The organism is Franconibacter sp. IITDAS19, from assembly GCF_023079515.1.
In the GTDB taxonomy this organism is placed as follows: domain Bacteria; phylum Pseudomonadota; class Gammaproteobacteria; order Enterobacterales; family Enterobacteriaceae; genus Franconibacter; species Franconibacter pulveris.
Map to the genome: position 1 here is coordinate 916,881 of NZ_JALJCP010000001.1, position 14,262 is coordinate 931,142.

The 14,262-nt window shown below is 55.5% G+C and carries 14 protein-coding genes; 3 read left to right on the forward strand and 11 right to left on the reverse strand.

The features are described 5' to 3' along the window. Positions 1–12: 12 nt before the first annotated feature. From phoQ to rluE, 9 genes are all read right to left on the reverse strand, one after another. Complete coding sequence (phoQ, locus tag MT962_RS04480; protein WP_024555892.1) at positions 13–1,518, reverse strand: two-component system sensor histidine kinase PhoQ; 1,506 nt, start codon at positions 1,516–1,518, stop codon at positions 13–15. Beyond that, on the reverse strand, positions 1,519–2,190 hold the full coding sequence (gene phoP / locus MT962_RS04485) for a two-component system response regulator PhoP (RefSeq protein ID WP_024555891.1): 672 nt from the start codon (positions 2,188–2,190) through the stop codon (positions 1,519–1,521). 88 nt (positions 2,191–2,278) lie between these two features. Beyond that, positions 2,279–3,202: a haloacid dehalogenase-like hydrolase gene (locus tag MT962_RS04490; protein ID WP_247365103.1), complete on the reverse strand. Its 924-nt coding sequence runs from the start codon at positions 3,200–3,202 to the stop codon at positions 2,279–2,281. 62 nt (positions 3,203–3,264) lie between these two features. Beyond that, complete coding sequence (purB, locus tag MT962_RS04495) at positions 3,265–4,635, reverse strand: adenylosuccinate lyase (RefSeq protein ID WP_247364732.1); 1,371 nt, start codon at positions 4,633–4,635, stop codon at positions 3,265–3,267. A 19-nt stretch (positions 4,636–4,654) separates the two neighbouring features. Further along, positions 4,655–5,284: a high frequency lysogenization protein HflD gene (gene hflD, locus MT962_RS04500; protein ID WP_024561530.1), complete on the reverse strand. Its 630-nt coding sequence runs from the start codon at positions 5,282–5,284 to the stop codon at positions 4,655–4,657. A 30-nt stretch (positions 5,285–5,314) separates the two neighbouring features. After that, positions 5,315–6,424: a tRNA 2-thiouridine(34) synthase MnmA gene (gene mnmA / locus MT962_RS04505; RefSeq protein WP_024555887.1), complete on the reverse strand. Its 1,110-nt coding sequence runs from the start codon at positions 6,422–6,424 to the stop codon at positions 5,315–5,317. 193 nt (positions 6,425–6,617) lie between these two features. Further along, a complete protein-coding gene (locus tag MT962_RS04510; RefSeq protein ID WP_247364738.1) occupies positions 6,618–8,567 on the reverse strand; it encodes a methyl-accepting chemotaxis protein in 1,950 nt (649 codons plus the stop codon). A 310-nt stretch (positions 8,568–8,877) separates the two neighbouring features. After that, entirely contained in the window at positions 8,878–9,327 is a 450-nt protein-coding gene (locus MT962_RS04515) for an NUDIX hydrolase (RefSeq protein WP_024555885.1), read from the reverse strand. Positions 9,328–9,356: 29 nt separating this feature from the next. Further along, positions 9,357–10,010 (reverse strand): 23S rRNA pseudouridine(2457) synthase RluE, encoded by a 654-nt coding sequence (rluE, locus tag MT962_RS04520; protein WP_071788420.1) that lies wholly within the window; start codon positions 10,008–10,010, stop codon positions 9,357–9,359. Positions 10,011–10,125: 115 nt separating this feature from the next. On the opposite strand from rluE, the gene icd reads away from it, so the two are divergent. The 3 genes from icd (at position 10,126) to MT962_RS04535 (ending at position 12,983) form a co-directional block, all read left to right on the forward strand. Next, positions 10,126–11,376, forward strand: a complete 1,251-nt coding sequence (gene icd / locus MT962_RS04525; RefSeq protein WP_024555883.1) for an NADP-dependent isocitrate dehydrogenase — start codon at positions 10,126–10,128, stop codon at positions 11,374–11,376. Between the two features lie 171 nt (positions 11,377–11,547). Continuing rightward, entirely contained in the window at positions 11,548–11,985 is a 438-nt protein-coding gene (gene tnpA, locus MT962_RS04530) for an IS200/IS605 family transposase (protein ID WP_024560873.1), read from the forward strand. Positions 11,986–12,746: 761 nt separating this feature from the next. Then, a complete protein-coding gene (locus MT962_RS04535) occupies positions 12,747–12,983 on the forward strand; it encodes a DUF4282 domain-containing protein (protein ID WP_024558005.1) in 237 nt (78 codons plus the stop codon). An 89-nt stretch (positions 12,984–13,072) separates the two neighbouring features. Here the strand turns inward: MT962_RS04535 and MT962_RS04540 are convergent, their stop codons facing one another. Beyond that, positions 13,073–13,423, reverse strand: a complete 351-nt coding sequence (locus MT962_RS04540) for a DUF3147 family protein (RefSeq protein ID WP_024558006.1) — start codon at positions 13,421–13,423, stop codon at positions 13,073–13,075. 173 nt (positions 13,424–13,596) lie between these two features. After that, positions 13,597–13,941 (reverse strand): anti-adapter protein IraP, encoded by a 345-nt coding sequence (iraP, locus tag MT962_RS04545; RefSeq protein ID WP_024558007.1) that lies wholly within the window; start codon positions 13,939–13,941, stop codon positions 13,597–13,599. Positions 13,942–14,262 lie beyond the last annotated feature (321 nt).

A 14,262-nucleotide genomic window follows, 5' to 3' on the forward strand; every position in this document is an offset into this window, starting at 1 on the left:
AACGGACGCTGCTCACTCTGCGTGGCTGTTTAGGTTGTTTTTTCGCGAACTGGCGGAAGCTTCGCCAGCTATCGGCTGCTGACGGGCGAAAATCACCTCCATGCGCGCGCCGCCAAGCTCGCTGTCGCCGGTCAGGATCTCCCCGTCGTACTGCTCAACGATTTCGCGGGCGACCGACAGCCCCACGCCCTGGCCCGGGCGCAGCGTATCAACGCGTTGTCCCCGGTCAAAGACCAGCGCCCGTTTGCTGTGCGGAATGCCCGGCCCGTCATCCTCTACTATCAGGCGCAGCTGGTCATCGCTCTGACGGGCGCTCACTTCAACGAACTCCAGGCAGTATTTGCAGGCGTTATCCAGCAGATTGCCCATCACTTCCATAAAGTCGTTCTGCTCGCCGATAAAGGTTATCTCCGGCGAGATATCAAGCGTGATAGTGACCCCTTTGCGCTGGTAAACCTTGTTCAGTGCGGAGGTGAGGTTGTCCAGCAGCGGCGCGACGGAATGCAGCTCGCGGCTCAGCAGCAGACTGTCGCTGCGCATACTGGCGCGGTGCAGGTAATAACCGATTTGCTGTGAAATACGGCTTATCTGTTCAAGCATCACCGGCTCCGCTTTTTCCACATCCAGCTTGCCGGTGCGCAGCGAACGCAGCGTGCTTTGCAGCACCGCCAGCGGCGTTTTCAGGCTGTGCGTCAGGTCAGTCAGCGTATGACGGTATTTGTCGTAGCGTTCGCGCTCGCTTTTCAGCAGCCGGTTGAGGTTGCTGACAAGGCTTGTCAGTTCACGCGTCGTTTCAGGATTGAGCCGGTCACGGTGATGCTCTTCCAGCTCGCGCACCTCGCCCGCCAGCGCCTCGATAGGCCGTAAGCTCCACCAGGCCGCCAGCCAGAGCAGCGGAATCACCAGCAGCAGGTTGGCCATTAGCACATAGATAAACCAGTTCCAGACGGTGTAGCTGCCTTTGAGCTCCATCGGAATGGTATCCACCACCACCACCGTCAGTGCGGGCATTCTGGCCGTAGCGGGGTACTGGTTAACCGCCACCGAGTGGGTCATCTCGTTATCATCTTCTTCGCGGCGAAAATCGCTGAGCTGTTTTTGCAGGGAGTGGTTGGCGCCGAGCAGGTCGCTACTGGCGCGAAAGTTGGCCTCCAGCTCGTGGAAGCCGTTGGCGGTAAGCCAGTCGGGGCGAATTTTCTTGATAAGCCAGGGCAGGTTGCGCTGCGCCCAGAGCAGATGGCCTCTCTCATCGTAAATCAGCGCTATCGTCGGGCTCTGGATATCCAGATTTTCCGGGATCTCAACGCTAAGCCGGTTGTTTTGCCAGCTGGCGAGGGTATAGAACAGGTTGCTTTCGCCGCGCAGCAGGCGAAAGGTGGTTTTGTCGAAGCTCACGCTGTAGCCCACCAGCGCTACTGCGCCATAGGCAAGAGAGAGCACCAGCACCACGGCGGCGGTAGCCAGCAAAAAGCGGACCCGCAAGGAGAGCGGCAGAATATGCCGCAGCAGCGTTTTCATCTATCGCAGGTCGAAGCGGTAGCCCTGGCCGCGTACGGTGGTTATCACCTCGCCGGCGTGCTCTGCCTGAATCTTCTTACGCAGGCGGCCCATCAGCACGTCGATAGTATGGCTTTCACGCAGCTCGGCGTCCGGGTAAAGCTGAAGCATCAGCGACTCTTTGCTCACCACTTTGCCGACGTTGCGGATAAGCGTTTCCATAATGGTGTACTCAAACGCAGTGAGCTTGACAGGGTTATCATGGATGGCGAGTTCACGGCGGGAGAGATCGAGCTGAAAGGGCGGCAGGGAGATAATCTGCGAGGCAAGGCCGCTGTTACGGCGCAGCAGCGCTTGCATGCGCGCCACCACCTCTTCAATATGAAACGGTTTAGTGACGTAATCATCCGCCCCGGCGCCCAGCACCTCCACTTTATCCTGCCAGCCTTCGCGGGCGGTGAGCACCAGCACCGGCAGGGTGACATCGTGGTTGCGCCAGCGTTTGATAAGGCTCAGGCCATCTTCGTCAGGCAGCCCTAAATCCACGATGGCGATATCGGGCAGGTGTTCGTTGAGGAAATAATCCGCCTCTTTCGCGTCTTCCGCGGCATCGACCTGATGACCCAGTTCGCTCAGCTGCACCTTAAGATGGTGACGCAGCAGGGCGTTATCCTCCACAACCAGCACGCGCATCGTGAATCCTCTTATATCAATTGCATAAATAGTGTAACGCTAATTATGCCGCCAGCGTGATAAACATTCTTTAAACCGCCGGGGCGGCTTAGCGCAGCACCGAGCGGGCGATACGGCTGTAAGTGTGGCGTACGCCGCGTATTGCCACGCTATAGGTGAAAATGTTTTCCGGCAGGGCGAGTCCGAGCCAGCCGGTATCGCCGATATGGTGAAGATCCGCGCCTGCCATCTTGCTCATCAACGCCATCTGGCGGATGGTTTCGCGTTCGCCCCCTTCCTGCGAGGTGCCGATGGCGGTCATCGCCAGCGCCCCCTGCTGGTGGGTGAAATCAATGAGCTTCGCCACTTTCTCCTGCGACATGCCGGGGATCGTGCCGGGAGCCGGAAGCAGCACCACGTCGGCGCCATTTTCAACAAACAGCGCGATATCCCGCTCGCTGATAAGCGCGCTGCCGCTTTCGCGCACAATCCCCGCGCCGTGCATTTTCCCGGTAATCAGCACCAGCTTGTCGCCCACCGCATCGCGAATCGCTTTCAGCGCATCGGCGATGGCCTGGTTGCTGACGCCGTTGTTAGGGTTGCCGGTAAGCACCACGATGCGCGCGCCCATCTCATACAGCTTTTGCGCGTTTTCCACCGTTGCGGCGCGCCCGGCGGTCATTTGCCAAAAATCGTTATGCTCCGTGGCGTAAGCCGGGTCTACCGCTTCCAGGTTAACGCCAATCACCCGGCCGGTCAGGCGCTTAAGCTCGCGTAGCGTCTCTTGCGGCGCGATGCCTTCCGGCAGCCCGGCGATATGCGGCGCCTGTACGTCAAAAAGGTTGAGCAGCAGAATATCGGCGCCCTGGCTCGCCGCCAGCTCGGCGTTGGTGATGGTGTTAAGCAGCGGCTGGGTCGCCCCAATGCACTCGCTGACCAGAATGCGGCCCTCGCTGGCGCGAATAGCATAGAGCAGCTCTGCTTTTTCTATGTTCGCCAGTTCAGAGGCGCTGAGATCGAGATAGCGTTTCATCATCCTTCTCCTTTTAGACAGACAGGCAAAAAAAACGCCACCCGAAGGTGGCGCATGCTGGCTTACTTGAGGTCGTCCACCATCTGAATGGCGCGGCCGAGATAGTTGGCCGGGGTCATCGCCTTCAGGCGGGTTTTTTCTTCCTCCGGCAGCTCAAGGCTGTCGATAAACTGCTTCATGCCTTCGGCATCCACGCGTTTGCCGCGGGTCAGCTCTTTAAGCTTCTCGTACGGCTTCTCGATGCCGTAACGGCGCATAACGGTCTGAACAGGCTCCGCCAGCACTTCCCAGTTGCTATCCAGCTCTGCCAGCAGGCGATCGCGGTTCACTTCCAGTTTGCTTACGCCTTTAAGCGTCGCCTGGTAGGCGATGAGCGCGTAACCCACGCCGACGCCGAGGTTGCGCAGCACCGTGGAGTCCGTGAGGTCGCGCTGCCAGCGGGAAACCGGCAGTTTGCTCGCCAGGTGTTGCAGCACGGCGTTGGCCAGCCCCAGGTTGCCTTCGGAGTTTTCGAAGTCGATCGGGTTAACCTTGTGCGGCATGGTGGAAGAGCCTATCTCGCCCGCGATGGTTTTCTGCTTAAAGTGGTTGAGCGCGATATAGCCCCAGACGTCGCGATCGAAATCGATAAGAATGGTGTTAAAGCGCGCGATGCAGTCGAACAGCTCGGCGATGTAATCGTGCGGTTCAATCTGGGTGGTGTACGGGTTCCACTGAATGCCGAGCGAGGTGACAAACTCTTCGCTGAACTGATGCCAGTCCACTTCCGGGTAAGCGGCGATATGGGCGTTATAGTTGCCTACCGCGCCGTTGATTTTACCGAGGATCTCCACCTGTTCCAGCTGGCGGAACTGGCGCTCCATGCGGTAAGCGACGTTCGCCATCTCTTTACCCATAGTGGACGGGGTGGCGGGCTGGCCGTGAGTGCGAGAAAGCAGCGGGATATCGCGATACTGGTGCGCCAGGTCTTTCACCGCATCGATGATTTTGCGCCAGTAAGGCAGCACTACCTCTTCGCGGGCGGTTTTCAGCATCAGCGCATGGGAGAGGTTGTTGATGTCTTCTGAGGTGCAGGCGAAGTGAATAAACTCCGACACCGCATGCAGTTCCTGTACCTGCGCGACTTTCTCTTTAAGAAAATATTCCACCGCTTTAACGTCATGGTTAGTGGTGCGCTCAATGGTTTTGATGCGCGCGGCGTCTTCTTCACTGAATTGAGCAACGATTTTATCAAGGTAATCGTTTGCTTCTCTGGCAAAAGCAGGAACTTCCTTGATCGCTGCGTGCGCGGCCAGCTTTTGCAGCCAGCGGACTTCAACCTGTACGCGGAATTTCAGCAAACCAAATTCGCTGAAAATAGCGCGCAGCGCGCTGACTTTATCGCCATAGCGTCCATCAACGGGGGAAACGGCGGTCAGTGAGGATAATTCCATAATTCACAACTCCGGGAGGTTAACAATGAGCAAGAATCTGTTTCGCCTGGGTCACCAGACGATTACGGGAAAACATTAACTGCAGGCGGCCACCGCCTGTCTGACGCCACAGCACGGCGGCGCGAATGCCCGCCAGCAGGCAGGCGCGCACTTTGGCCTGCACCTGCGGGCTTTGCAGCACGGCGGGCGACCCCATCACCTGAATACGCGGGCCCAGCGGGCTTACGACATCCACATAAATCCCCGCCATGGCGCTTAGCAGGGTCTCGGATTCAAGGTCGAAGTGTTCAAGCTGGCGCTGCAGGCCAGCGATGCGTTCGCCAAGGGTCTCCATCGCCCCTTTGCTGCTTTCAAGCTTACGTTCCAGCACCATCAGGCTTAGGGTGTAGCGCGTCAGTTCGGCGCTGAGCCCCTGGCGGCTGCTGGCGTTGAGCACGCCGATAAGGGTTTCGAGGCCAGTGCGCAGGTTCGCTTCGTTGCCGCCAAAAACGCCGAGCGTGGAGGCGGGGTTGAGATCGATAACGCTGCTAAGCGAAACACGCATCGCTTCGCTGTCGCAGTGTCCCTGATGCGCCAGCTGTTGCACCAGACGGGCGGACTGACAGATGCCAGCCAGCGCCAGCGTAATATCATAATAATTCTTCGCCACACTTCCTCCTTTACGTGCGCTGTTTACCCGTTACACAGGCAGCGGCAGGCGCTGCTCGATGATGCCGCCGCCGAGGCAGACTTCGCCCAGGTAGAAGACGGCGGACTGGCCTGGCGTCACGGCGGCGACCGGTTCGTCAAAGCGCACTTCGATTCGCTCATCGTCAAGCGGGCGAATAGTGCAGGGAATATCCGTCTGGCGGTAGCGCGTTTTCACGGTGCAGCGCAGCTCAGCCGTCAGCGGCTCGCGGTCCACCCAGTGCAGTTGCTGGGCGATGAGCCCGACCGACATCAGGCGCGGGTGGTCATGGCCTTGCGCAACGATCAGGATATTGTTTTCAACGTCTTTATCTACAACGTACCACGGCTCTTCGCCGCCATCTTTCAGACCGCCAATGCCAAGCCCTTTACGCTGGCCCAGGGTGTGATACATCAGTCCCTGATGTTCGCCGATTTCATCGCCGTCGACGCTGACGATTTTACCCGGCTGCGCTGGCAGATAGCGGCCCAGGAACTCGCGGAATTTACGTTCGCCGATAAAGCAGATGCCGGTAGAGTCTTTCTTCTTCGCCGTTACAAGACCCAGCTCTTCGGCAATCTGGCGCACTTCGGGTTTTTCCAGTTCGCCCACCGGGAACAGGCTTTGGGCAATTTGTTCATGCCCCAGCGTATAGAGGAAATAGCTCTGGTCTTTGTTGCCGTCGAGACCGCGCAGCAGGCGGCTTTTGCCGTCAACATCCGCCCGGCGCACATAGTGGCCGGTGGCGATATAATCCGCGCCTAAATCTTCGGCGGCGAATTCCAGAAACGCTTTGAATTTGATCTCTTTGTTGCAGAGGATATCCGGGTTCGGCGTGCGTCCCGCTTTATATTCCGCGAGGAAATGTTCGAACACGTTATCCCAGTATTCTGCGGCGAAGTTCACCGTGTGCAGTTCAATACCGAGCTTGTCGCACACCGCCTGCGCATCGGCCAGGTCGGCGGCGGCGGTGCAATACTCCTCGCCATCATCCTCTTCCCAGTTCTTCATGAACAGGCCTTCCACCTTATAGCCCTGTTGTTGCAACAGGTAGGCGGAAACGGAGGAATCAACGCCGCCGGACATTCCGACGATCACTTTTTTCTGGCTGTTATCAGACATTGCACCACTCACGACTTAAAACAAAGGCGGCGTATTCTAGCACGCACTGACCGCGCAGACACCCCCTGCGCGCACCGCCGTGCCCGCGCAGGCCAAATTAAAGCCCTTAGCGGCAATAATTGCGAATAGCGCGGCGGCAGAGGCGTGAAGAGACGGGAAGGGGACGGGGGCCTGAAAAAGGCCCCGCGTCGTATTACGCGAAGCGTTCGTCGAGCGTGAACTGTTCGACGGTTTGCGCGAGTTGCTGAGCCTGTTCTTCAAGCGAGCTGGCCGCTGCCGCCATCTGTTGCACCAGCGCGGCGTTTTGCTGGGTGACGCCATCCATTTCATTGACGGCGATGGTCACCTGGCTTATGCCTTTAGACTGCTCATCCGAGGCGCTGACGATTTCGCCAATAATGGTCTGCACCGAATGCACCGCCTGCGTCATCTCCTGCATAGTTTTGCCCGCGTCGTTAACCAGCTGAACGCCGTTTTCCACACGCTGGCTGGACTCTTCAATAAGTGCGGCTATCTCTTTCACCGCGCTGGCGCTGCGCTGCGCGAGATTGCGCACTTCCGAGGCCACCACGGCGAAGCCGCGGCCCTGTTCGCCGGCGCGCGCCGCTTCCACCGCCGCGTTAAGCGCGAGGATATTGGTCTGAAACGCGATGCTGTTGATCATGGTGGTGATATCGCCGATTTTCTTCGCGCTGTCGTCTATCTGCGCCATGGTCTGCACGACCTGGCCTACCAGCGCTTCGCCCCGGCTGGCTATTTGGGTGGCGTTAGCCGTCAACGCCGTAGCCTGATGCGCGTTATCGGCGTTGTGCTTCACGGTGGCGCTGATCTGCTCCATGCTGGCGGCGGTCTGCTCCAGCGCCGACGCCTGCTGCTCGGTGCGGGAGGAGAGATTAATGTTGCCGCTGACAATCTCGCCCGCGCCTTCGCGCACCGAATTGCTGGCCGCTTTGATTTGCCCGACCATCTGGCGCAGCTGCGCCTGCATGGTGTGCAGCGCAAAGAACAGGCTGCCGCTATCGCCAGCTTTTACTTCGATAGCGTTATCAAGTTTGCCTTCCGCCACCGCCAGGGCGATGGTGGCCGCTTCCCGTGGTTCGCCGCCGAGCGGTTTAAGCACTTTACGGCTGAAGACTATCCCCAGCAGCGCGCTCACCAGCAGAATGCTCACCACCATCAGGATAATGGCGTTTCGTAGCTGCTGGTTGGCGGCGGCCATTACCTGGCTTACCGGCGCCACGACGCCCAGATACCAGTTATCGGTGCTGTTGCCGATGCTCACCGGCTGCCAGGTGACTAACGCATCTTCGCCAAGGACAGGATCGCGCTGCTCGGCGACTTTCGCGCTAAAACCTGCGGTATCGCCGGGAAACGGTTTGCTGGTGAGCTTTTTATCGGGATAGGAGATAACCTTACCGGCAGTTGAGAGCAGCACGGCGTAGCCGCCGCCTTCCCACGGCTTAATCTGATTCACTCGTTGCTGTAACGAGGCCAGCGAAATATCGGACGTCACCACCGCCTGTAATTTACCTTCGACCATAATCGGCGCCGCGACCGACGTGAGCAGCGTTGGCACGCCGTTATAGGCGTAGCTGTAGGGTTCAATCAGGGTATCCTTCTGCGTTTTTTGCGGGATCAGGTAATAATCCCCCTGGCCAGGCGTTGAGTAGGAGAGCAGAGGATGAAATTGATAATGGCCCGCCTGGTCGTGATCCACAAAGAAGGCGTAGCGGCCTTTTGGCGCCTGACCTGGCTTGTCGGCGAAATCCGCATCGCGCCCGTCAAAGGCGTTTTCTTCAAAAATTACTGACACGGAGAGGTAGTCAGGGTTATCGCGCAGCGCGGATTCCAGCAGTGTGTTGGCAACGTTGCGGTCGGTGATACCGGCGCGGGGCAGCGCCGCGATGCTGTGGCCGAGGTTATGCGCCACATCGCGGGCGTAGTTGAGCTCCTGCTGGATTTTAAGCGCTTCGCTGCGGGCTATCTGCTGTAAATAACTTTCCGCCAGCGATTTTTGCTCAGCACTGGATTGCCAGCTCAGTACCCCGATAGTCATCACAAAGCCCAGCGTGATGGTTAAGGCGCCTGTCAACAACATCTGCGCCCGGGTACTCATTTTCCTGAAAACATATTCTCTGGCCATCACGGCTCCTCAGGGTAAACCTTTATCAAGTCATTGCCATTCCTTATCAATAAACGCCTCCCTGTTACCGTTCTATCGGCGGCTGTTTTTTGTCCTTTAGCAGCGGCAAAGCGGCGGTGGGTGGCGTAATAAAGAGGCGTTTAGCGGGCAAAGCAGCAGGCAAATACAGGGGATGGTCGCGTGATGAACGAACGTGCTGATTGTAGCGCTGGTACGCAGCACGTTTAGCTGGCGTTAAATATTTCCGAAAGAAATAAAAAAGTGGACGAAACGGTGTTTAACGCCCCGGGCGGGGCGAGATAACGTGCGCTCAGTGAAACGGCCAGTTAAAGGCGCCAATCAGCGACAGCGGATAACGCTCGCCGCGCTGCCAGGTGCGGATGCTTTCCGCCACCAGCGGCGAGCGCAAATTATCCGCGTTCAGGATCTCATCGGCGCTGACCCAGCGGCAGCAGTCAATATCGCTGTCGTGCGGCTGTGTCGGCACGCAATCCTCAAGCTCAATGCTGAAGAGAAAACGCAGGAACGGCGTATTATCCGGCGCGAGCCACTGATGCAGACGTAAAAAATGCTGCGGTTCGGCTGTAATGCCCGTCTCTTCCCACAGCTCGCGGCGCGCCGCTTCCTGCAGCGTTTCATCCGCTTCCAGATGGCCTGCCGGCTGGTTCCACAGCGCTTTGCCGTTAATGGTTTCCTCAACAACAAGAAATTTGCCCTTCGCGTGCACAATGCAGGCGACCGTAACATGCGGTTTAAACATTCGCGTTTCCTTTTTCAGAGCGCCATTTTTCAGAGCACGACTTCGCGCCAGTCGCCGTTGGCAAGGTTATCCAGGGTATATTCGCCCATCGCATAACGGATCAGGCGCAGCGTGGGAAAACCGACATGGGCGGTCATCCGGCGGACCTGCCGGTTGCGCCCCTCGTAAAGGGTGATTTTAAGCCACGATGTGGGAATTGACTTACGTTCGCGTATCGGCGGGTTGCGCGGCCACAGCCAGTGTGGCGCGTCGACAAGCTCCACGCCAGCGGGCAGGGTAGGGCCATCGTTGAGCGTGACGCCGTTTCTGAGGGCGCTCAGCGCTTCATCGGTCGGCTCGCCTTCCACCTGCACGTAATAGATTTTGCCGGTGCGTTTGCCAGGCTGCGTGAGCGTTGCCTGCAGGGCACCGTCGTTGGTCAACACCAGTAACCCTTCGCTGTCGCGATCGAGGCGGCCTGCGGCATATACGCCTGGCACGGGAATGAAATCTTTCAGCGTTTGCCGGCCCGCCTCATCGGTAAACTGCGGCAGCACATCGTAGGGCTTGTTAAAGAGAATCAGGCGCTTCGGCCCTTCAGACGGGCGCTGTCGAGCGCGTTGACGTGTGCTGAAACGCTTAAGCTGGTGATTTTTCGAAGAAGTTTTTTGCATACTATTTTCAGATGTTATGGATTGCCGCATTATAGCTGAATCACAATAGCGTGGCATGGGGCACGACATTGAGTTAGTATTGACACGCCTATTACAAATCATTAACAAAATGAGTCACAACCAGAAGCGCTCGAAGGAGAGGTGAATGGAAAGCAAAGTAGTTGTTCCGGCGGAAGGTCAAAAGATCACAGCGCAAAACGGCAAGCTGAATGTTCCCAATAACCCGATTATTCCTTTTATCGAAGGGGATGGCATCGGTGTGGACGTGACGCCGGCCATGCTGAAAGTCGTGGACGCCGCGGTTGAGAAGGCTTACAAGGGCGAGCGTAAAATTTCCTGGATGGAAATTTACACCGGTGAGAAATCGACCAAAGTTTATGGCCAGGATGTCTGGCTGCCGCAGGAAACTCTCGATCTGATTCGTGAATATCGCGTAGCGATCAAAGGCCCGCTGACCACGCCGGTCGGTGGCGGCATCCGCTCTCTGAACGTGGCGCTGCGCCAGGAGCTGGATCTGTACGTTTGCCTGCGTCCGGTGCGCTACTACCAGGGCACCCCGAGCCCGGTAAAACACCCGGAACTGACCGATATGGTTATCTTCCGTGAAAACTCTGAAGACATTTACGCGGGCATCGAGTGGAAAGCGGACAGCGCTGAAGCGGACAAAGTTATCAAATTCCTGCGTGATGAGATGGGCGTGAAGAAAATTCGCTTCCCGGAACATTGCGGCATCGGCATCAAGCCGTGCTCCGAAGAAGGCACCAAGCGCCTGGTGCGCGCGGCGATTGAATACGCTATCACCAACGATCGCGATTCCGTTACCCTGGTGCACAAAGGCAACATCATGAAGTTCACCGAAGGCGCCTTCAAAGACTGGGGCTACCAGCTGGCTCGCGAAGAGTTCGGCGGCGAGCTTATCGACGGCGGCCCGTGGGTGAAAATCAAGAACCCGAACACCGGCAAAGAGATTGTGGTGAAAGACGTTATCGCCGACGCCTTCCTGCAGCAGATCCTGCTGCGTCCGGCGGAGTATGACGTTATCGCCTGTATGAACCTCAACGGCGACTACATCTCCGACGCCCTGGCGGCGCAGGTTGGCGGCATCGGCATCGCGCCGGGCGCGAACATTGGCGACGAATGCGCGCTGTTTGAAGCAACCCATGGCACCGCGCCGAAATACGCAGGCCAGGACAAAGTGAACCCGGGCTCCATCATTCTCTCCGCAGAAATGATGCTGCGTCATATGGAATGGTTCGAAGCGGCTGACCTTATCGTGAAAGGTATGGAAGGCGCTATCAACAACAAGACCGTGACCTATGACTTCGAACGCCTGATGGAAGGCGCTAAGCTGCTGAAATGCTCAGAGTTTGGCGACGCGATCATCGCGAACATGTAATCCGCCTGGCGGGTTAACGAAGAACGGGAGCCACTGCGCTCCCGTTTTTTATTGTCAGCCCTAAACCACCTCCTGAGGAGGTGGTGATTGTCCCTGTAAGGCTATAGCCTGAAGAAAGCCCATGCCGGAATATTTCTCCTTACTCACCACAAGTAAGAGGGAAAAACCAACATGGGCCTTTACAGAAGTTCATCACATGTATTCTGGCGCTGCAAATATCATATCGTCTGGACACCCAAGTATCGTTTCAAGATCCTGACGGACAAGATTGGTAAGGAGTTGTACCGGACAATCTATATTCTGTGCAACATCAAGGACTGCGAAGTGCTGGAACTGAATATTCAGCCTGACCATGTTCATCTGGTGGTTATCGTACCGCCCAAACTCTCTATTTCAACGCTCATGGGTGTTCTGAAAGGGCGCAGTGCAATAAGGCTCTATAACAGGTTCCCGCACATAAGAAAGAAGTTGTGGGGCAATCATTTCTGGGCGCGAGGATACTTTGTGGATACGGTTGGTGTGAACGAAGAGATTATCCGGCGATATGTGAGGCATCAGGACAAAAAGGAACAGGAACTCGACATGCAGATGGAGTTACTACAGAACTAATCAACCGGTTAGCAGCGGCCCCCTTTCAGGGGGCTCACTTTAAAGCCACCTCCTCTGGAGGTGGTTTTTTACTTGCATTCGAAAAAGGGCCCGGGGATAGCGTTGCTCCTTCGTTTATCGTTGACCGCAGGCGGGCATTCTTTATAAACGAATCGTCACCAGGATGCTTTTTCGCCGTTGCTGAGGATTGACATTAGCCAAATCAGGCTAATAATTCTGCAATCTGGTAAAACCCGTGTATCAGAACGCATCGGCACGAGTTTGTCTCCTGTTGCATGCGGACCACTACAACCAGCTGTGGTCTATCGAATGGTTTCCGGCACGGAATAAAGCTGCATGTGTGTTAATCGCCAGCTCTCAACGGGCTGGCTTTTTTTATGACCGTGTTGCTTGCTGCCACTCTCATCACGCGCTAAGGCTGAGTCAGTGCCGTCGGCAAGCCGGGTATCATACGGTGCATTAATTATCGAAAATTAGCCCTTTTGTTGGGCCACTGGCGGAACGCCAGAACAGGCCTGGAGCCATTATTTGTCATTAAAAAAGGGTTTCCGGCCAGGCGTAGACGCTACTTCAGCGCAGGAAATTTATTTTAGGATGCTTTTGTATCAACGTGTTGTGCGCATTTATATTTTTTCCACGCATGGATAATAAGACCGGACAAAACATATTATTCCGCGTTTGTGAATCCCCGGAATTGAGGGTTGTAGGATCAGGCGTGAAGCAATACGATGTTTTCTTTTTAAAATCAGGATGATTTCAGAATGTTTAGTTTTGATAAGTTAATAACCCCAAGAATTATCAGTGCGCTTTACATAATCACGCTTGCATTCTTAGTGATTGCAGCGGTATTAACCTTTTTTACTCGTGGATTTAACGCCGCCGGTATCATGTTGCTGATTATGGCTGTCTTCGCCCGTATCTTTTTTGAGTGCATCATGGTGACATTTAAAAACAATGAGTACTTGCGACGGATAGCAGAATCTCTGGAAAAAAAATGATACCAACCGCCTACGGGCGGTTTTTTTATGACCGTCACGATAAATAAGTTCGTATGTCTCCAATCAATAGAGGCAAAAAAACTCAGCGCTTATAGCAAGTGTATGCCAAACCTTTTCAGCAAGGCTGCCCAGCCGATAAATACCAGCATGGTCGTCGCACAACTGGCCGCCAGGGTAAGCCAAAACCCAAGCCGCTGGTAAAGAAAAGGAAACAGAATAAACATGGGTAGGGTTGGCACCACATACCAGAACGTGTACCAGGCATGGTTGGCAATTTTTAGCTGGCTTTGCCCTTCAAGTTTCATCCAGACAAGGACCAGAACCGTGACCAGCGGCAGCGCAGCGATGAGGCCGCCGAGGCGATCGCTGCGTTTAGCAACCTCAGAGATTAAAACCACAAGCCCTGCCGTAATTGCATATTTAGTGATGAGCCACAGCATCCCGTTCCTCCAGACATAACGTTAACGGCAGCAGGATAATATGCATCCTCAGGCATAATTATGAGCGCCCCTGAGATGAGTGTTAGCTGTAAGCGTAAGTATAAGCAAGCGTGTTTAGTGATAAAACATCAGGCATAAATCAGCAGAGGTAATTTAAAGGCATGGCGAGTTATTTAAGAGCTTTTATTGTCACCCGGTAAGGAAGGAATTTCTTGCAGCGCTTCAAGGTTTATTTCGGGGTCTTTTGTATCCAGCAGCGTGGTTATGGACAGCAATTCATTAAACTGGGTGAGCAGAAGTTCTGCGTCTGTTTTAAGGGGGCTGTCTGAGGAGTCCAGGGCTGCGTTAATTGCTTTTTTTACGCTTTCAATCATCTCGTCGGTGCCGCCCTGTTTTCCCAACGTTAAAAGCATGGCGCTGAGGAGCAGGGATTGAGCTTCAACTTGTGCTGTGAGTAATTTGGCTTCCGCATCCATTTTGGAGATCTTTGCAATCATACTAATAATTACATTTTTCATCACTGCCTCCTGTTTTTTAGACATACTAACCCTTTCAATGTCAGAGGCAATATCAGTAAGTCTTAAACAGGATCCGCGTTGCATTTAAATGAAGCAGAGGAAACGCTCTCATTGCGCAGTACTTGTTTATCCTGCACTTACCCTTCGCCTGAATGAAACGGCAGTCTTTTCATTAATCCGGCTGTGAAATAAGTGAAATGATTGTGCGGGGAGCCTGGGCGCCGGTTGACATCCTTGTCTTTACATCGCTCACCCCGTTGCCTTTCACCTGCTGTGTTCTGATTACAAAGGACGATTGCGGTGAATAAAAAGGACATTTCT

Bases quoted from the DNA above. Each gene is read 5' to 3' on its own strand.
- phoP (WP_024555891.1), bottom strand. From the start codon at position 2,190: ATGCGCGTGCTGGTTGTGGAGGATAACGCCCTGCTGCGTCACCATCTT.
- rluE (WP_071788420.1), bottom strand. From the start codon at position 10,010: ATGCGGCAATCCATAACATCTGAAAATAGTATGCAAAAAACTTCTTCG.
- tnpA (WP_024560873.1), top strand. From the start codon at position 11,548: ATGGGCCTTTACAGAAGTTCATCACATGTATTCTGGCGCTGCAAATAT.
- icd (WP_024555883.1), top strand. From the start codon at position 10,126: ATGGAAAGCAAAGTAGTTGTTCCGGCGGAAGGTCAAAAGATCACAGCG.
- MT962_RS04515 (WP_024555885.1), bottom strand. From the start codon at position 9,327: ATGTTTAAACCGCATGTTACGGTCGCCTGCATTGTGCACGCGAAGGGC.
- purB (WP_247364732.1), bottom strand. From the start codon at position 4,635: ATGGAATTATCCTCACTGACCGCCGTTTCCCCCGTTGATGGACGCTAT.
- MT962_RS04540 (WP_024558006.1), bottom strand. From the start codon at position 13,423: ATGCTGTGGCTCATCACTAAATATGCAATTACGGCAGGGCTTGTGGTT.
- phoQ (WP_024555892.1), bottom strand. From the start codon at position 1,518: ATGAAAACGCTGCTGCGGCATATTCTGCCGCTCTCCTTGCGGGTCCGC.
- MT962_RS04490 (WP_247365103.1), bottom strand. From the start codon at position 3,202: ATGAAACGCTATCTCGATCTCAGCGCCTCTGAACTGGCGAACATAGAA.
- iraP (WP_024558007.1), bottom strand. From the start codon at position 13,941: ATGAAAAATGTAATTATTAGTATGATTGCAAAGATCTCCAAAATGGAT.
- mnmA (WP_024555887.1), bottom strand. From the start codon at position 6,424: ATGTCTGATAACAGCCAGAAAAAAGTGATCGTCGGAATGTCCGGCGGC.
- MT962_RS04510 (WP_247364738.1), bottom strand. From the start codon at position 8,567: ATGGCCAGAGAATATGTTTTCAGGAAAATGAGTACCCGGGCGCAGATG.
- MT962_RS04535 (WP_024558005.1), top strand. From the start codon at position 12,747: ATGTTTAGTTTTGATAAGTTAATAACCCCAAGAATTATCAGTGCGCTT.